The organism is Flavobacterium luteolum (assembly GCF_027111275.1).
Taxonomy (GTDB): Bacteria; Bacteroidota; Bacteroidia; order Flavobacteriales; family Flavobacteriaceae; genus Flavobacterium; species Flavobacterium luteolum.
Genome location: NZ_CP114286.1, coordinates 24,368 through 44,644, shown reverse-complemented (window position 1 = coordinate 44,644; position 20,277 = coordinate 24,368). Strand labels below are relative to the sequence as shown.

10 protein-coding genes are annotated in these 20,277 nt (G+C 35.6%); all 10 read left to right on the top strand.

The genetic code is table 11. From position 1 onward, the window contains the following. Positions 1 to 91: 91 nt before the first annotated feature. Entirely contained in the window at positions 92 to 1,510 is a 1,419-nt protein-coding gene (locus tag OZP10_RS00135; protein WP_281632945.1) for an acetylxylan esterase, read from the top strand. Between the two features lie 278 nt (positions 1,511 to 1,788). Continuing rightward, the gene (locus tag OZP10_RS00130; protein WP_281632944.1) at positions 1,789 to 4,239 is read left to right on the top strand and encodes a glycoside hydrolase family 95 protein; all 2,451 of its coding nucleotides are present in this window, start codon (positions 1,789 to 1,791) and stop codon (positions 4,237 to 4,239) included. A gap of 190 nt (positions 4,240 to 4,429) precedes the next feature. Then, entirely contained in the window at positions 4,430 to 5,998 is a 1,569-nt protein-coding gene (locus tag OZP10_RS00125; protein ID WP_281632943.1) for an MGH1-like glycoside hydrolase domain-containing protein, read from the top strand. Positions 5,999 to 6,068: 70 nt separating this feature from the next. After that, complete coding sequence (locus tag OZP10_RS00120; protein WP_281632942.1) at positions 6,069 to 7,157, top strand: HEAT repeat domain-containing protein; 1,089 nt, start codon at positions 6,069 to 6,071, stop codon at positions 7,155 to 7,157. A gap of 186 nt (positions 7,158 to 7,343) precedes the next feature. Next, positions 7,344 to 10,091 carry a glycoside hydrolase family 78 protein gene (locus tag OZP10_RS00115; protein ID WP_281632941.1) on the top strand — a complete coding sequence of 916 codons (2,748 nt, stop codon included), beginning with the start codon at positions 7,344 to 7,346 and terminating at the stop codon, positions 10,089 to 10,091. 44 nt (positions 10,092 to 10,135) lie between these two features. Next, complete coding sequence (locus OZP10_RS00110) at positions 10,136 to 10,966, top strand: BRO family protein (RefSeq protein WP_281632940.1); 831 nt, start codon at positions 10,136 to 10,138, stop codon at positions 10,964 to 10,966. A gap of 258 nt (positions 10,967 to 11,224) precedes the next feature. Beyond that, positions 11,225 to 12,370, top strand: a complete 1,146-nt coding sequence (locus OZP10_RS00105; RefSeq protein ID WP_281632939.1) for a sialidase family protein — start codon at positions 11,225 to 11,227, stop codon at positions 12,368 to 12,370. Between the two features lie 243 nt (positions 12,371 to 12,613). After that, on the top strand, positions 12,614 to 13,498 hold the full coding sequence (locus tag OZP10_RS00100) for a sugar phosphate isomerase/epimerase family protein (protein ID WP_281632938.1): 885 nt from the start codon (positions 12,614 to 12,616) through the stop codon (positions 13,496 to 13,498). Positions 13,499 to 13,650: 152 nt separating this feature from the next. Then, entirely contained in the window at positions 13,651 to 16,380 is a 2,730-nt protein-coding gene (locus OZP10_RS00095) for an alpha-d-galacturonidase (protein ID WP_281632937.1), read from the top strand. A 240-nt stretch (positions 16,381 to 16,620) separates the two neighbouring features. Further along, the gene (locus tag OZP10_RS00090) at positions 16,621 to 20,148 is read left to right on the top strand and encodes a malectin domain-containing carbohydrate-binding protein (protein ID WP_281632936.1); all 3,528 of its coding nucleotides are present in this window, start codon (positions 16,621 to 16,623) and stop codon (positions 20,146 to 20,148) included. The last annotated feature ends 129 nt before the right edge of the window (positions 20,149 to 20,277 follow it).

Sequence of the window (20,277 nt, the reverse complement as noted above, 5' to 3'; positions counted from 1 at the left end):
AGTTATGAATTGTAAATAAACTCGAAAAAGTAGAAAAAATCAATTTGTTTTCCTCCAGCTAAAGCAGGAGGCAAATCAAAAAAATGTAATAATGAAAAAAATAAAATACATCATCTTAGTTTCCATTTTTGTTTTGACATTTGCCAATGGGCAAAGCACTTCTGATACTAATTTTAGAAAACCAGTTTCAGAAACTTTAAAGAAAATAGAAACTCTTTTTAACGTCACAATCAACGACGACAGAGGTTTATTAAAAGGAAAAGAACTGGATTATGCCGATTGGAGAATTGAACCTGGAAATCTGCCACTTTCGCTGACTAATATTCTAGCGCCGTTTGAATTGATGTATTTCAAACAACCCGATGGAACCTACATCATACGCAAGTATGAAAACCATAAAGTTTCGGTAGATAAAGGAAAGGAACGCTTGTTTTACTTAGAAAGCCTTTATTCGACGAAAGAACAATGGGAGAAACGCAAAACGGAGTTAAAAGCTTGTATGATTGAATCATTTGGTTTGGATAAGGCGCCCCCTACACCGAAGTCTAAACCACTTTTAACTCCAAAAAGAATTTACAAAGATTACAGTGTCGAGAATATTGCATTAGAAATTTTGCCTGGTGTTTATGCGACAGGATCGATTTACAAACCGTATCCGTTAAATAAAAAAGCAGCTATTATTTTAACTCCTGATGGGCATTTTGGCGACGGAAGATATAGAAAAGACGAACAGTACCGTTGTGCTATGATGGCAAAAATGGGAGCAATTGTGGTTGGTTACGATTTGTTTGCTTGGGGAGAATCGTTACTGCAATTTCCAGAAGAAACGCATAGAAACAGCATTGCATCTACGGTTCAGGTTTTAACTGGAATTCGTTTATTGGATTATTTGGCAACGGTTAAAAATGCCGATATGACAAGAGTTGGTGTTACTGGAGGTTCTGGCGGAGGATCACATACGATGTTTTTAGCCGCAATTGATGACAGAGTAAAAGTTTCTGCCCCGGTTGTGATGGTTTCTTCTCATTTCTCAGGCGGTTGTCCATGCGAAAGCGGACGAGGAATTCACTTATGCGGAAACGGAACTAATAACGCTGAGATTTCTGCAATGATGGCTCCAAAACCGCAATTGATTGTCTCTGATGGAAAAGACTGGACATTGGCAGTTCCGGAATTGGAATTTCCTTTTATCCAAAGAACGTATGAATTGTACGGAAAGAAAGATTTAGTCGAAAATGCTCATTTTGCAAAAGAAGGACACGATTTCGGAATCTCAAAACGTATGGCTTTGTATCCGTTTATGGCGAAATATTTAAACTTAGATTTGAATAAAGTGAAGAATGACAAAGGTGAAATCGACGAATCGACTTGTGTAATTGAACCAAAAGAAAAGTTGTTTGTTTTTGGTGATAAAGGAGAAAAACTGCCGAAAAATGCTTTAAAAGACATCAACAAATTATATGAAATGTTCGGAGAAAAAAATCTGAAAGTTTACGAGGTTAAGAAGTAATAGAGTTTGCCACTAATTTCACGAATTGGCACGAATTATTTTTTTGCCACAGATTAAAAAGATTAAAAGGATTTTTTTATCTCCTTAATCTGCAAAATCTTCGGGAGTAAAATTTTTTCACGCAGATTTGCTTCGCCAGTTCGCTATCGCTCGAGTTGCAGATCTAGCAGATTTTTAATCAGTGGAAATCCTTTTAATCTGTGGCAGAAAAAAAGAAATAAAAATTAAAAAAGAAATTAGTGCAATTCGTGTAATTCGTGGCTGAAAAAAAATATACTATGAAGTTAAAAATTAAAATAACAGCAATCTTTATCGGAATTTTTTCCTTGACTGCAAAAGCACAAAATGACCTAAAATTATGGTACGATAAACCCGCATCCATCTGGAACGAAGCTCTGCCTTTAGGCAACGGACGTTTAGGCGCAATGGTTTTTGGCGATCCGGCAGTTGAACGTTTGCAGTTGAACGAAGAAACCATTTGGGCAGGTTCTCCAAATAGCAATGCTCATAATAAATCTATAAAAGCACTTCCAATTGTTCGTCAGTTAATTTTTGATGGAAAGTTTGATGAAGCGCAGGATTTGGCAACGCAGGAAATTATGTCGCAAACGAATGACGGAATGCCGTATCAAACTTTTGGGAGCGTTTATATTTCATTCGCAGGACATCAAAAATATACCGATTATTACCGTGATTTAGACATTAGCAATGCTACAGCGAAAGTAAAATACAAAGTAAACGGTGTTGAATTTACGAGAGAAATTTTAACCGCATTTTCAGATCAGGTTATTGTGGTGAAACTTTCTGCTAGTCAGCCGGGACAGATTACTTGTAATGTTTTCATGAACAGTCCGATTGATAAAACGGTTGCTTCGACAGAAGGAAATCAGATTATACTTTCAGGAGTTGGAACTAACTTTGAAGGCGTAAAAGGGAAAGTAAAATTTCAAGGCCGATTAACGGCTAAAAACAAAGGTGGAGACATCGATGCCAGCAACGGCGTTTTAAGCATCAACAAAGCCGATGAAGTAACTTTATACATTTCGATTGCTACGAACTTCAAAAACTATCAGGATATTTCGGGCGATGAAATTGCAAAAAGTAAAGACTATTTAGCGAAAGCGGAAACAAAAGATTTTGAAACTATAAAGAAAGCGCATGTTGATTATTACCAAAAATTCTTCAACAGAGTTGCTTTAGATTTAGGTTCAAATGATTTAGTTAAAAAGCCAACAAACGAAAGAATCAGAGACTTTTCGAAACAGTTTGATCCTCAATTGGCAAGTTTGTATTTCCAATTTGGACGTTATCTTTTAATTTCAAGTTCACAGCCAGGCGGACAGCCAGCCAATTTACAGGGAATTTGGAATGATATGGTGACTCCGCCTTGGGATAGTAAATACACGACAAACATCAATGCCGAAATGAATTACTGGCCTGCACAAGTAACCAATTTGCAAGAAATGCATGAACCATTTGTACAAATGGCAAAAGAGTTAAGCGTTACAGGTGCAGAGACAGCTAAAATGATGTACAATGCAAATGGTTGGGTTTTACACCATAATACTGATATTTGGCGTGTTACTGCTCCGGTAGATTCAGCTGCTTCGGGAATGTGGCCGACTGGCGGTGCTTGGGTTTGTCAGGATTTATGGGAAAGATATTTATATACAGGAGATAAAAAATATTTAGCAGAAATTTATCCAATTATGAAAGGTGCTGCGGATTTCTTTTTAGATTTTATGGTTATAGATCCAAACACAAAATATTTAGTTGTTGTTCCTTCAAGTTCGCCTGAAAACACGCACGCAGGCGGAACAGGAAAAGCAACAATTGCATCGGGAACTACAATGGATAATCAGTTGGTTTTTGATTTGTTTACGCACGTTATCGAAGCTTCGGCTTTGGTTTCTCCAGATGCTGTTTATGTGAAAAAAGTTAGCGATGCTTTGGCAAAAATGCCTCCAATGAAAATTGGAAAACACAATCAGTTGCAGGAATGGCAGGACGATTGGGATAATCCAAAAGACAATCACAGACACGTTTCGCATTTGTACGGATTGTATCCAAGTAATCAGATTTCGCCAATTAAAACGCCTGAATTATTTGAAGCAGCCAAACAATCTTTAATTTACAGAACAGACGAATCTACAGGCTGGTCGATGGGATGGAAAGTGAATTTATGGGCGAGATTATTAGACGGAAATCATGCTTATAAATTGATTCAGGATCAATTGCATTTGGTAACAGCAGATCAAAGAAAGGGAGGAGGAACGTATCCGAATATGTTAGATGCGCATCAGCCGTTTCAGATTGATGGTAACTTTGGATGCACAGCCGGTTTTGCCGAAATGCTGATGCAGAGTCAGGAAGATGCGATTCATTTACTTCCTGCTTTACCAACAGTTTGGAAAGACGGAAGCATAAAAGGTTTGGTTGCTAGAGGCGGATTTATAATTGATATGACTTGGAAAAACAATAAAGTTTCGGAGTTGAAAATTTACTCGAAAATAGGAGGAAACTGCCGTTTGAAGGTAGAAAATACTTTGAAAGGCTCTTCGCTTAAAAAAGCAAAAGGGAAAAATTCAAATCCACTCTTTTATGATGTGGAAGTGAAGAAACCGATTATTTCTAAGGAAGCAAAACTGCCTAAAGTGCAATTGCCAAATTACAATATTTACGATGTGAATATGAAAGCAGGGCAGACGTATACTTTTACGGGGAATTAAAATAATGAATTAAACCCGAGAGGTTTTACAAACCTGTCGAGTTTACGTACAGTTTGTCATTTCGACGAAGGAGAAATCTTCGTTAGAAGCTCGACAAAGATTGGTGACTTGATTTGCGGAGTTACTTGCGAAGATTTCTCCTTCGTCGAAATGACAAGATTGAGTAAAAAGAATTAAATAAAAACAGAATATGTTACAACATTTCAAACATAAAATAATTACGCTTTCAGTTGTCGTTGCTTGTATAAACAGCAGCTGCAAATCGAGTGTGGATCATTCACAAAAAGGAAAATCGGTTATCTTAAAAGAAGAAAACTTCAAACATTATGTGGATTATTTCAACACAATGGAAGATGAAAACTTAAAGTTTGCGATTCCGAATGACAGCGCTTGGGCGTGGATGGAAAAGAATATTCCGTTGTTTGAATGTCCGCAGCAGAATTTTGAGGAAATTTATTATTTCAGATGGTGGAGCGTTCGTAAGCACATCAAAAATACTCCACAAGGGTTTGCGATTACAGAGTTTTTGGTAGATCGTTCGTATGCCGATAAATACAATATGATTAGTTGTGCTTTGGGGCATCATATCAACGAATTTAGATGGGTTCATGATCCGAAATACATTGAGCAGGATGTGAAACTTTGGTACCGAGGAAATGATGGAAAACCAATGAACAAATTGTATAAATTTAGCAGTTGGACAGCCGATGCTTTGTACAATCGTTATTTGGTAAATAAGGATGAAAAATTCTTATTGGATTTGTACCCAGACATGGTTACAGATTATGCAGTTTGGGAAAAAGACCGCCAGCGTAAAGATGGATTATTTTGGCAGCATGATGTGAAAGATGGAATGGAAGAATCCTTAAGTGGCGGACGAAAAGTGCAAAATGCAAGACCAACGATTAACAGTTATATGTACGGAAATGCTGTAGCGATTTCTAAAATGGCTGAAATGAAAGGAGATAAGGAAACAGAAAACAAATTTAAAGCGAAAGCTGACGTTTTACAGCAATTAGTAGAAACGAAATTATGGAACAAGAAAAGTGAGTTTTTTGAAACCTTGACAGAAAAAGATACTTTAGCACAAGTTCGAGAAGCAATCGGATTTATTCCGTGGTATTTTAATCTTCCAGAGCAAAATAAAGGTTTTGAAAAAGCTTGGGAACAGATTAAGGATGAAAAAGGATTTTCGGCACCATTCGGTTTAACAACAGCAGAAAGAAGAAGTCCGCGTTTTAGAACACATGGAACAGGAACCTGCGAATGGGATGGTGCAATTTGGCCTTTTGCAAGTTCACAGACTTTAACGGCTTTAGCGAATGTTTTGAATAATTACAATCAGAATTTTGTAGCCAAACCTGATTATTTCAAACAGATGGAATTGTATGTTCAGTCGCAATATTATAGGGGAAAACCTTATCTTGGCGAGTATTTGGACGAAACAACTGGTTATTGGTTAATGGGCGACAGAGAACGAAGCCGTTATTATAATCACTCGACTTTTAACGATTTAGTGATTACTGGTTTGGTTGGTTTACGCCCAAGAGCTGATGAAAAGATTGAAGTAAATCCGTTGATTCCGCAAGAGAAATGGGATTGGTTTTGTTTGGATAATGTTCTGTATCACGGCAATATTATTACCATTCTTTGGGATAAAACAGGAGAAAAATATAAAAAAGGAAAAGGTTTTAGAATCTTTAAAAACGGAAAGGAAATTGCGGTTTCTGAGAAATTGGAGAAGTTAGTTTCTGAATAATTTTAAACCCGACAGGTTTTTAAAACCTGTCGGGTTTAGCAGATAAAGTTGATTTAGTTTAGAATAAAATTTGGAGAAAACAGTATTAAATTATTCAATCAAAGGTGGTGTATTTCATATTGTATGGAATATGGTATTTGTGGTTTTAGGGATTTACTTTTTATCACTTATAAATGTTGAAAAATTTACATTTAAATTTAGCAATTTAATATTACCAATTGTCGCTGTCTTGTTTATCATCGTTTATGGAAAAAAAGCGGTAATGACGCTCTTTAATTTTCATAAAAAAATAATATTCTCGCAAGAAGGATTAGAACTTAATGAGATTTTTTATGAATGGAAAGATATTGTATTTCCAAGAGTTATTGTCAAAACAGAACACACAGCAAAGTACAATTTGTCATACAAGGAGTTTTATCTCACTTTTGTTCATAAGCAGAAAACGATCGAAATAAAAATAGATGATTACGATGTATCTGAGAATGAAATTAAAGAACTTCTAAAAAAATATACTCCAAAGTTTACACCAAGCAATATGAGCGAAAATAAAATAGTTTATCAACCTATACATGATTTTGACCAGATCATCACTTTAGAGCAATATTACGATCTTGAACATGAGGATTCAGAAGAAGCGATAAAAGACATTCAAAAATTGGCGGTAAAAAATCTAGAGCCAGTAAAGCGTTTTTGTGAAAACAATCTTTATACACAGCCCGATAAAGTTAGATTTGTCTACTATGCATTGAGTGAGGATGAAGATCTTGATAAATGGGCAGATTTTCTTTCAGATGAATTCAGAAGGGTTTACCAAATAGGATTAGATCAAAATAATGTTAAAGAGCTTTCTTCTGTTATTAATGAGATTATAGTCGAAACAATAGATTCTTATGGTGCGGAAAGAGTTAGAGAAATATTGCTTAAAGGTTTAGATCATAAAGAATTTGAAACTCGTTTGAATGCTTTGGAATTTCTTCCTGATTGGATTGATGAACAAGTTTTAAAGGCTAATCCAACCATTGTATCGAAGCTGAGACAAAAGCTGAAAGATCCGGAGTGGAAAATACGCTGGGAAACAAGTAAGTTATTAGAAAGGAATAAAATAGCGTTTGAGAGTTTAAGCACATTGGATAAATTAAGACGATTTATAAATTCTTAACAATCTAGTTGTGAGCTTCGGAGAAGCTTAATATTTATAGCGAAATAAAGATCCAAATGATAAAAAGCTCCAGCGGAGCGATATCTATAGAAAATTATGTCAGCTCGCTGGGGCTTATCAAACTAACTATTATATAATCTATAAATATATTGTCCCTCTGGGACTTGACTTTATTTAAACAATACCATGAAAAAGTTTTTTTTACATCTTACCTTAATCATTTCACTTTTCACAGTTTCGGCGAAAGCCCAAACCAAAATCAGTGTAAGTGATTTAAAATGCGAAATGCTGACCAATCCTGAAGGAATTGACGTTTTACAGCCAAGACTAAGCTGGAAAATAAAAGCGGAGGTAAATGATGTAAAACAAATTCATTATCAAATTTTAGCTTCTTCATCTTTAGAAAAACTAAATGCAGGAAATGGAGATTTGTGGGATAGCGGAAAAGTGCAAAGCGATGAATCGGTAAATGTAATTTATAACGGAAAAAAGCTAAAAGATCGACAAGATGTTTATTGGAAAGTAACGATTTTTACAAATAAAGGCGAAGTTCAATCGAAAGAAAATGCACATTTCAGCATCGGAATTTTAACGTATGCAGATTGGAAATCGACTCGTTGGATTGGGTATGAAAAAACTTCTTCTGGAGATAGTATTTCGCAATATTCCAGATTATCAGCGAGATATTTAAGAAAAGAAATTGATCTGAAAAAGAAAGTCAAAAGTGCCAAAGTTTATATCATGGGAATGGGCTTGTACGAGCTATACATTAACGGAAATAAAATTGGAGATCAGGTTTTAGCGCCCGTTCCTACGGATTATACGAAGAACGTGAAATACAATGTTTTTGATGTGACTTCACAATTGCAAGAAGGTAAAAATGCATTGGGAACGATTTTAGGAAACGGACGTTTTTTTACGATGCGTCAAGATTATAAACCTTATAAAATCAAAACTTTTGGGTATCCGAAAATGGCTTTACAGTTGTTTGTAGAATATACAGACGGAAGCAAAGAGGTAATCAGGACAGATGATACTTGGAAAATTACAACTGACGGTCCGATTTTATCCAACAACGAATACGACGGTGAAGAATATGATGCCCGTAAAGAAATGAAAGGCTGGAATACCATTAATTTTAATGATAAAAAATGGCTTTCTGCGGAATATGTTCAAGAACCGGGCGGATTCTACGAGGGACAGATGTCGGCGAATATGAAGGTGAAACGTGAAGTAAAACCGATTTCGATCAAACAGACATCAAAAGGAACTTATATCTTAGATATGGGGCAAAATATGGTGGGTTGGTTGCAATTGAAAGTAAAAGGAAACGCTGGCGACAAAATCACTATGAAATTTGCTGAATCTTTACAGCCAGATGGTTCGTTATATATTGCGAATTTACGTGATGCCAAAACAACTGATATTTATACTTTAAAAGGCGAAGGTGAAGAAATTTGGGAACCACGTTTTATTTTTCACGGTTTCAGATTTGTTGAGATTTCGGGTTTCAAAACAAAACCGACTTTAGAAAATTTTGTTGGAAAAGTCGTTTATGATGATATTGCCACAACAGGAACTTTTGATTCTTCAAACCCAATTATGAATCAGATTTTTAAGAATGCTTGGTGGGGAATCAGCGGGAATTATAAAGGAATGCCAATCGATTGTCCGCAACGAAATGAGCGTCAGCCTTGGTTAGGAGACAGAACAACGGGGGCTTACGGTGAAAGTTTCTTATTTGATAATCAGACTTTATATGCAAAATGGTTAGATGATATTAAAAATTCACAAACTATTGATGGCGGAATTCCAGATGTTGCACCAGCTTTCTGGCGTTACTATGGCGATAATGTAACTTGGCCGGGAACGTATATTACCGTTGCCGATATGCTGTATCAGCAGTTTGGCGATAAGAGAGTTGTTGAAAAACAATATCCGTCGATGAAAAAATGGATGGATTATATGGAAGAAAACTATTTGGTCGATGATATCATGACCAAAGACAAATATGGCGACTGGTGCGTTCCGCCAGAATCGTTAGAATTAATTCGTTCCAAAGATCCTTCTCGTTTAACGGATGGCGAATTGATTTCGAGTGCTTTTTATTATCAGCTTCTAAATATCATGAAAAAGTTTGCTGTAATCGCCAATGCTGAAAATGATATTAAACATTATGATGAATTAGCTTCAAGAATAAAAAAAGCATTCAACGCTAAATATTTTAATGCTGCCAAAAACAATTATGCCAATAATACCGTAACAGCCAATTTACTGCCTTTGACTTTCGGGATGGTTCCAGAAGAATTGCAGCAAAAAGTTTTCGAAAATCTTGTACACGAAGTAGAAGTGACTAAAAACGGTCATGTAAGTACGGGAGTTATCGGAACACAGTTTTTGATGCGAACATTAACCAATTTTGGTCGTGGCGATTTGGCTTTCAAATTGGCCTCAAACAAAACCTATCCAAGTTGGGGTTATATGGTCGAAAATGGCGCAACAACCATTTGGGAGCTTTGGAACGGAAATACTGCCGATCCAGCAATGAATTCGCAAAACCACGTCATGCTTTTAGGCGATTTACTGATTTGGTATTACGAAAATATGGCGGGAATCAAGAGCAATCCTGAAACTCCGGGTTTCAAACAAATTATTATGAAACCAGATTTTAATGCTGGATTGACTTATGTAAATGCTTCATATGAATCGATTTATGGAACAATTAAAAGCGATTGGAAAAAAGATAAAAAAGCTTTGGTTTGGAATATTACGATTCCTGCAAATGCTTCTGCGTTAGTGTATCTACCAACAACGAATGTTTCAGCAATAATAGTGAATAAGCAAAAGTTAACTCAGTTTTCTACTTCTATTAAAACGGATAATAATACTATTGTAACATTACCGTCGGGTTCCTATGTTTTGAGTGTGAAATAAAGAAGTTTTTTCGTACTATTGTGAAGTATTGTAAAAAGTGATTTATGGATGCCATTAAAGTTTTTGAAGATAAAAAAGTACGAAGTCATTACGATATCGATAATGAAATTTGGTATTTTTCTATAGTGGATATTGTTGAGGCATTAACGGATTCTAAAAACCCGACAGATTATTTAAAAAAAATTAGAAAGAGAGATGTTGAACTTGGAAGTTACATAGGGACAAATTGTCCCCAGGTAACAATGCTGACTAATGGGAAAAAGCGTAAAACATTGGCAGGCAACGTTGAGAATATTTTTAGAATAGTACAATCCATTCCATCTCCTAAAGCTGAACCGTTTAAACAATGGCTAGCAAAAGTTGGTTATGAACGTATTCAGGAAATTCAAGATCCGGTGCAAAGCATTGATCGGGCGAGAGAAAACTGGAAACAACATGGAAGAAGCGAAAAGTGGATTCAGCAACGCATGATGGGACAGGAAACCCGAAATAAACTAACTGATTATTGGAAAGAAGCGGGTATTGAAGAGAAAAATGAATTTGCAATTCTAACTAATATTATTCATCAGGAATGGACTGGTCTTTCAGTGAAAGAACATAAAGAAGCAAAAGGCTTAAAGTCGCAAAATCTTAGAGACCACATGAGCGAGGCTGAACTTATTTTTACTGCACTGGCTGAACTTTCAACAAGACAAATAGCTGAAAATGATGAAGCAAAAGGATTAATCGAAAATGCGGTGGCAAGCAAAAAGGGTGGAGCAGTGGCAAAAAATGCACGAGTTGAACTGGAACAGCAAACGGGTAAAAGTGTAGTGACAAATGATAATTTTTTGCCTCCTGCAGACGAGAAAAAGACTTTGCCTAGGAAGAAATAATATTTTTTTCTCAAAAAATGAACGCTTAGAAATATTACTTTGATACAATAAAAAAATAAATGTGATTACGGATATTACGTTTTCGTCAGGAAATTTTGTAATTAGCGTTAAATAATTTACATTTTTAATAATTCGGGACAGTACAGGATACATTGTTAATTTTTTAGTGTTATTTTTACACTTAATAAATATTTTTACCTAAAAAAATGTTAGGTATGTATTTATAGTCAGAAAAAATAATTCATAATTTAATTAAGAATGAAGTTAGCAAAATTAGCATTTGTCTTGTTTGGACTTTTCCTTTTAGGAAGTTGTAAATCTGCTTTAGAGAAAAAGACTTGGAAAGAAGGTATTTTAGTAGATGAATTTATTTATGATAAAGCACCTTATCCGTCTTGCCACGCTGTTACAATTGTTGAAGCTACAAATGGTGATTTAGTTGCCTCATGGTTTGGAGGAACTCACGAAAGACACCCAGATGTTTGTATTTATGTGGCCATTAAACCAAAAGGAAGTGATAAATGGGGAGAAGGTTTAAAAGTTGCTGATGGTGTGATGAAAGAAGGCCCAAGATTGCCGACTTGGAATCCAGTTTTATATCAAATTCCGGGAGGCGATTTAATGTTATTCTACAAAATAGGACCAAAACCATCAGAATGGTGGGGCGTAATCAGAACTTCATCTGATGGTGGAAAAACGTGGTCTGAGGCTCAAAAAATGCCAGACGGTTTCTTAGGGCCAATCAAAAACAAACCAGTTTTATTAAGCAACGGAACATTATTATGTCCGTCAAGTATCGAAGGCGACGGTTGGAGACTTCGTATGGAATCTACTCCAGATTTCGGAAAAACTTGGGTAATGGGAGATACGCTTCCAAGAGGAAAACAAAAAATAAATGCAATTCAGCCAAGTATTTTGTTTCATAAAGATGGAAGTATTCAGGCTATTGGAAGAACTAGAAACAGAGCGATTTTCAGTACATTCTCAAAAGACAACGGAAAAACTTGGTCGGATGTTGAGCTAATCGGACTTCCAAATAACAACTCAGGAACTGATGCTGTAACACTTAAAGACGGCAGACATTTGTTAGTCTATAATCACGTACTTCCTCCAGGAAAAGAAGCCAAAGGGCCAAGAACGCCTTTGAACGTTTCTGTTTCTAAAGACGGAATTAATTGGAATGCTGCTTTAGTTTTAGAAGATTCAAAAATCAGCCAATATTCTTATCCTTCAATTATTCAAAGTTCAGACGGAATGGTGCATATTGTTTACACTTGGAGAAGAGAAAAACTGAAATATGTAAAAATCGATCCAAGTAAATTGGTTGCACTTCCAATTAAAAACGGAATCTGGCCAGGTGAAGAAGGAAAAGTAGTTACAGCGGTAAAAGCGGAAGAAGAGTAAAATAAAATTCGCCACGAATTTCACTAATTTCCACAAATTTTTAAAAAATAGTAATTCGTGGAATTCGTGGCGAAAAAAATATAAAGCCACAGATTAAAAGGATTAAAATAATTTTTTATTCTAGGTAATCTCTAAAATCTGCTCAATCTGCGAGGGTAAAAAAAATTCCCGCAGATTTAGCAGATTGAACAGATTTTTTTAATCCATTTAATCTTTATAATCTGTGGCAAAAAATATATAAGTATGAAATCTAAAAGAAATTTAATTGTTGCACTACTTGTTGTTCTATCAACAACATTTAATAGCTGTGCAACGGCTCAGTCTTCTAATAAAAAGCAAAAATACAAAGTTGCCGTTTGTGACTGGATGATTTTAAAAAGACAAAAATTAGGCGCTTTTGGTTTAGCTGCTGAAATAAAAGCTGACGGAATAGAACTCGATATGGGAGGTTTAGGAAATAGACCAACTTTTGATAGTAAACTGGGAGATCCTGTCGAAAGACAAAAATTCTTAGATAAATCGAAAGAAACAGGAGTTGGAATAAGCTCAATTGCGATGTCTGGATTTTATGCACAGTCTTTTGCGACAAGAGAAATCACACCAATGATTACGGATTGCATTGAGGCTATGAAAAACATGAAGGTAAAAGTGGCTTATCTTCCGTTAGGAACACAAACCGATTTAGTTAAGAATCCTGAATTACGTCCAGAAGTGATCAAAAGACTGCAATGGGCAGGAAAAGAAGTAGGGAAAATAGGCGGTGTAATTGCGATTGAAACCTCTTTAGACGCGACAGAGGAGAAGAAACTTTTAGACGAAGTCGGTTCAAAATACATTAAAAGTTCTTTCAATTTTGCAAATGCTCTAGATAATAAAAGAGATATTTCATCAGAATTGAAAATATTAGGAAAGAAATATGTAGCACAAATTCACGCTTCCAACACCGATCAGTTTTGGTTAGAAAATGATAAAGCGATTGACATGCCAAAAATCAAGCAAACTTTGGACGAAATGAAATGGAGCGGATGGCTAATTGTAGAGCGTTCTCGCGACGTCACACAAGTGCATAATGTAAAAGCCAATTATGGAGCAAATGTGGCTTATTTGAAGAAGATTTTCCAGAATTAAACAATAAACAGTGATCAATATGTAATCGTTAAACAACACAATTTTTCACTATAAATCTGCCGAATTTGCTAAATCTGCGAGAGATATTTTTCACTCAGATCGGGCAGATTTAGCAGATTATTTTTAGAATGAATACCCAAAAACAGCATACTATGAAATATTTACAATTACTTTTTTTATGTCTTTACGTCTCTTTCGCGACAGCGCAGAACATCACAGTAGTTAGTGATCCGAGTTCGGCAAGAGCAAAATTTGGAGCAGAGAAATTATCAGAAACACTTTCAGCAAAAGGATTCAGTGTAGCTTCTTCTGATAAATTCAAAAAATCAAAAGATAAAGTAATTGTAATTGGAGAAAAAGGAACCGATTTCTGGAAGAAAAACGCTAAAAGCGCTAAAATCGACGATAGCAAATTAACTAAGAAAGAAGGTTTTCAGATTCGTACTCAAAATAATGTAATTTATATTGAAGGAACAGATGCAAGCGGTGCTTTGTATGGTGCTTTAGAATTAACAGATAAAATTAAAGCTTCAGGAAAACTTCCTTCAGAAATCAATATTGACGACAGTCCAGAAATGGTTTTGAGAGGCGCTTGCATCGGAATGCAGAAGCCTGTTTATCTTCCAGGTCGTGATGTTTACGAATATCCATATACACCAGAAACTTTTCCTTGGTTTTATGATAAAGCTTTATGGGTGAAATACTTAGATATGCTGGTAGAAAATCGTATGAACTCTTTGTATTTATGGAACGGACACCCTTTTGCCTCTTTAGTAAAATTAAAAGATTATCCGTTTGCAGTTGAAGTCAGCGATGAAGATTTCAAAAAGAATGAGGAAATCTATAAATTCTTAACAGTTGAAGCCAATAAACGTGGAATCTGGGTAATTCAGATGTTTTATAATATTATTGTTTCTAAGCCTTTTGCAGAGCATTACAACATTAAAACACAAGATCGTTCAAGACCTATTACGCCTTTATTGTCTGATTATACTAGAAAATCTATCGCAGCATTCATTGAAAAATATCCAAATGTTGGATTAATGGTTTGTCTTGGAGAAGCAATCAATACCGTTGATGATGACGTAGAATGGTTTACCAAAACTATTATTCCAGGGGTTCGCGATGGTTTACAGGCATTAGGAAAAACAGAAGAACCGCCGATTATTTTGCGTTCTCATGATACTGATGGACCTTTGGTAATGGAAAAATCACTTCCATTATACAAAAACCTTTATACAGAAAGTAAATATACAGGAGAATCTTTAACGACTTACACGCCGGGCGGGCCTTGGGGAGAAACGCACAAACAATTGAGTGCTCTTAAATCAATTCATATTGAAAACGTTCATATTTTGGCAAACTTAGAACCTTTTAGATATGGTTCGCCAGATTTTATTCAGAAAACCGTAAAAGCGATGCATAGTGTTCATGGCGCAAATGCACTGCATTTATATCCGCAGGCATCTTATTGGGATTGGCCTTACTCGGCAGATAAAACAAAATCAGGAGAACGTTTATTAGAAATGGATCGCGACTGGATTTGGTACAAGGCTTGGGCAAGATACGCTTGGGATAGCAAAAGAGATAGAAATGAAGAAGTTAAATTTTGGGATAATGATTTAGCTGCAAAATTCGGAACTACTCAAGAAGCAGCAAATAACATTTTAAAAGCTTACGAAGAAACGGGAGAAATTGCCCCAAAAACATTAAGACGTTTCGGAATTACAGAAGGAAACCGTCAGACTTTATTGTTAGGAATGTTCGAAAGTCAGTTGGTCAATCCGTCAAAATGGAGAGTATATCCAGGATTCCACGAATCATGCGGACCAGCGGGCGAATTGCTTTTAGAATATGCTAAAAAAGAATGGAACAAAGAACCACATTCGGGCGAACTTCCAACACAGATTATTGCTGAAATTACAGAACACGGAAGATTGGCCGTTGAAGCAATAGACAAAGCAGAAGCAAGTGTAACCAAAGATAAAGAAGAATTTGAACGTCTTAAAAATGATATTCATGCTTATAAGGCTTTCGCCGATTTCTTTTCAGAAAAAGTAAAAGCAGCTTTATTGGTTTTAAGATACAGTTATTCGAATGATATTACCGATTTAGATAAAGCTTTGCCTCATTTAGAAAAGAGCATTGAGTATTATGAATTATTGGTAAAACTGACAAAAGATACGTATTACTATGCCAATAGTATGCAGACTGCTCAACGCCGAATCCCGATTGGAGGAGACGATGGAAACAATAAAACTTGGGCAGAATTGTTGCCGCATTACGAACGTGAATTGGCTAATTTTAAAAGAAATCTAGAGAAGCTAAAATCTTCAAAAGATGGTAAAATAGAGACAAAAGAAGGTAAACCATGGAAAACCGCTGATGTAACTTTTATAGATGAAAAACCAGGAACTTATCTAGTTAAAGTAGGCACAAAAGCGTACGGAACAGATATTTCTGAATTGACTAAAATTGCTCCAGAACTTCAAAACCTAAGAGGATTCTCGTTTGTAGAAAACGATCAAAACGAAAAAGGAACACATTTGAAGTTTAGAAATACAAAAGCGGTTAAATTAGTTGTCGGGTATTTCAATTCAGATCAGAAGAGATTTTTATTGCCGCCAAGTTTAGAGACAGATGCAGCAGGAAATGCGCACGGTCAAGCCGAAGTGATTTTGGCAAGTGCAATGAATTTAAAAGATTTGCCTCGTGTAAACATTCATACGTATACTTTCCAACTTGGAGAAAATAAATTAGATTTAGGAAAAGGAAAAGTATTGATTTTAGGTTTCATCGACGCAGATCAAACCATAACACCACGCGATGTTGGATATATTGATGCAGGAGAAAAAGCAGCTATTGACTGGTTGTTTTATTAAAATTATAGGCAAAGTTAAACCTGACGGGTTTTTAAAACCCGTCAGGTTTGCTCGCAAAGTATAAACTCAATCTTGTCATCCCGAGGAACGAGGGATCTTCGCAAGAAACTCTACAAAGATTGGCGACATTTCTATGCGGAGTTACTTGTGAAGATTTCTCCTTATGTCGAAATGACAAAAAGTTGAGTAAAATAAAAACTTTAATAACCTTATATTACTTATATGGTTTAATAAGAAAATATGAATAGAATAGTTTTTTTTATTTTTTGTTTTTTTTCAAGTCTTTGCTTTGTTTGGAGTCAGAGCAAAGATTCGGGGAAGTTTCGTAAAGAAATTTCGCTGAATTCGTCTTGGGAAACCATAATATTGGATAATCTTCCGCTGAAAGAAGAAGATTTTGTAGAAAATCCAAAAACTGATTCCAATTGGCAAAAGGTTAGTGTGCCTCACAATTGGGATCAGTATTATGGTTTCAGAAGAACAAAACATGGAAATTTACATGGTACCGCCTGGTACAAAAAAACAATAAAACTCGATAAGAAAGACAATTCAAAACAGCATTTTCTCTATTTTGAAGGTGTAAGTTCTTATGCAACCGTTTGGATAAACGGTAAAAAAGTAGGCGAACACAAAGGCGGAAGAACTACTTTCACCTTAGACATTTCCAAAGCGGTTTCTTTCGATAAAGAAAATATCATTGTAGTTAAAGCAGCGCATCCCTCTTTTATTGCCGATTTGCCTTGGGTTTGCGGTGGCTGTTCAGGAGAATGGGGATTTTCTGAAGGTTCTCAGCCAATGGGAATTTTTAGACCAGTTTCTTTGGTAATTACGAACGATGTAAGAATTCAGCCGTTTGGCATTCATATTTGGAATGACAAATCGGTTTCTAAACAAAAAGCGATTCTTCATACCACTACAGAAATTAAGAATTACGGCACTTCACAACGAAATTTAACTGTCGAAAATATCCTTCTTGATACTTCAGGAAAGAAAGTTGCTATCAATAAAAGCGATAACAAAATCAATTCGGGAGAAATAAAGGAAATAGCAACGACACTTCCAGAGATTCAGAATCCGAAATTATGGTCGCCATCCAATCCGTATTTGTATAAATTGGTTACTTCAGTTTACGAAAACGGGAAAATAATCGATCAGTTAACAACGCCTTACGGAATTCGTTGGGTAAGTTGGCCAGTTAGCCGTGACGGAAAAGACAATCGCTTTTTTATTAATGATGAACCAGTTTTTATAAACGGCGTTTGCGAATACGAACATTTGATTGGAAAAAGTCATTCGTTTTCAGACGAAATGATTCATTCCAGAATCGAACAGATAAAAGCAGGCGGATTTAACGCTTTTAGAGAAGCGCATCAGCCTCATAATTTATTGTATCAAAAAGAATTAGACGAAAACGGAATCCTGTTTTGGAGTCAGTTTTCGGCACATATTTGGTATGATACGCCTGAATTTAAGGAAAACTTTAAAATCTTATTACGCGAATGGATTAAGGAACGCAGAAACAGTCCATCTGTAGTAATGTGGGGATTGCAGAACGAAAGTACGATTCCGAAGGAATTTGCAGAAGAATGCACACAGATTATCCGTGAAATGGATCCTTTATCGGCCTCACAAAGAATCGTAACAACCTGTAACGGAGGAGAAGGAACAGATTGGAATGTCGTTCAAAACTGGTCAGGAACTTATGGCGGAGATCCGTTAAAATACCATCTGGAAATGACAACTCAGCTTCTAAACGGAGAATACGGCGCATGGCGTTCAGCGGATTTGCATACAGAAGGTGAGTTTGACCAAAAAGGAACTTTAAGCGAAAACCGTTTTTCTCAATTAATGGAAATTAAAGTTAGAGAAGCCGAATCGGTAAGAGATAAAATTGCTGGACAGTTTAACTGGCTTTTTGCTTCTCACGAAAATCCGGGACGAGTGCAGAACGGAGAAGGTTTTAGAGACATTGACAAAGTTGGCCCAGTAAATTACAAAGGACTTTTTACCATTTGGGGCGAGCCTTTGGATGCATTTTACATGTACCGCGCGAATTATGTTTCGAACAAAACCAATCCGATGGTGTATATCGTTTCGCATACTTGGCCAAGCCGTTGGGAAAAACCGGGAATCAAAAACGGAATCGATATTTATTCGAATTGTGATGAAGTAGAATTGTTTAATGATGTCAATAAAGCTTCACTTGGAAAACTAAAAAATCCAGGAATCGGACAGCATTTTCAATTTAATGATGTCAATATTCAGTACAATGTTTTATATGCTGTTGGTTATGTAAATGGAAAAGCGGTTGCTAAAGATTATATCGTTTTAAATAATTTTCCAAAAGCACCAAGTTTTGATGCTTTAACGTCTGAGAAAACGGATATAACAAAAGCCCAAAAAGGGTATAATTATATTTACAGAGTAAATTGTGGAGGTTCTGAATTGACAGATTCTGCGGGAAATACTTGGTTTACTGATACGCATAAAAATGGACAAAACAGTTGGGGTTCATTATCATGGACAGATAATTTTGAAAAACTTCCAGACTTTTTTGCCAGTCAAAGAAAAACTTTTGACCTAATAAACGGAACAAAAGATCCTGAATTATTTCAAAGTTTTAGATATGGAGTTGATAAATTGCGTTACGAATTTCCAGCTCCAGATGGCGAATATTTAATAGAATTATATTTCACAGAACCTTGGTATGGAACTGGTGGTGGAATGGATTGCAAAGGCTGGCGTTTGTTTGATGTTGCCATCAACGATAATGTTGTTTTAAAAGATTTTGATATTTGGTCAGAAGCTGGTCATGATAACGCTTTGAAGAAAACATTCAAAGTAAAAAGTACAAACGGAAAAATTGTGATTTCATTTCCAAATGTAAAAGCTTCGCAGGCGATTATTTCTGCAATTGCAATTGCGACAAAAGATATTCATGCAAGACCAGCAACCGAATCTCCAAGAAACATTCAGAATTTGGTTTTAGATTCTTATGATAAAACTAACAAAGTAGCTTCATGGCTGGATATTAATTCAAAACAATATTCAGATTCTGATGTTGTTTTTACCGAATTGCCTTCTGAGGTTTTTGGAGCAGATTATTTACAGTTTTCAGCTAATTCTAAAAATAAAGGTTCATTTACTGCTAAAGAAGATTCAGAATTATATCTTTTTATTGATAATAAAAGTTTTAATTTAAAGTCATTTTCGGAGTATAAAAAATTAGAGGAAAAAGTTAAAAATAGTAGTCAAACTGAATTTGAAGTTTTCACTAAAAAAATAAAGAAAGACGAGAAAGTTCTTTTTGATAATTCGGAAACAATTTCTACAATTGCAGTTGTTCCAACTTACGATATGGGCGAAAAAGACGATTCGAGACCTGTTGTAATTATAGAAGCCGAAAAGACAAAAACAACGGGAACAGGAATCGAAAAAGGAAATTTCAAAAAAGCTGATTATATTGAGTTCACTCAGAAGACAAATAATAGCATTGAGTTTGAAGTAAAACCTGGAGTTGCCGGAATTTATTTAATTCGTTTTCGTTTTATGAATAGAAATGAAACGCCATTAAAAGTCAAATTCAAAATGGAAGATGCCTACGGAATTTTAATGCGAAATGATACGATTGAGTTTTTCCCTTCACCAGAAAAATGGAAGATTTTGAATACGACTTCTGGCGGTTATATTAATGCAGGTACATATAAAATAACGCTTGAAGGTGATGATTTGAAGGGATTAATGTTGGATAATTTCGAATTTCAGTAAATGGTAGTTTGCCACGAAGGCACAAAGACGCCAAGGTTTTATTGTAGAGACGCACAGTAGTGCGTCTAACACACAGTATGGACAATTGGAGCGTAGACGCACTGCAGTGCGTCTCTACAGAAAAAAACG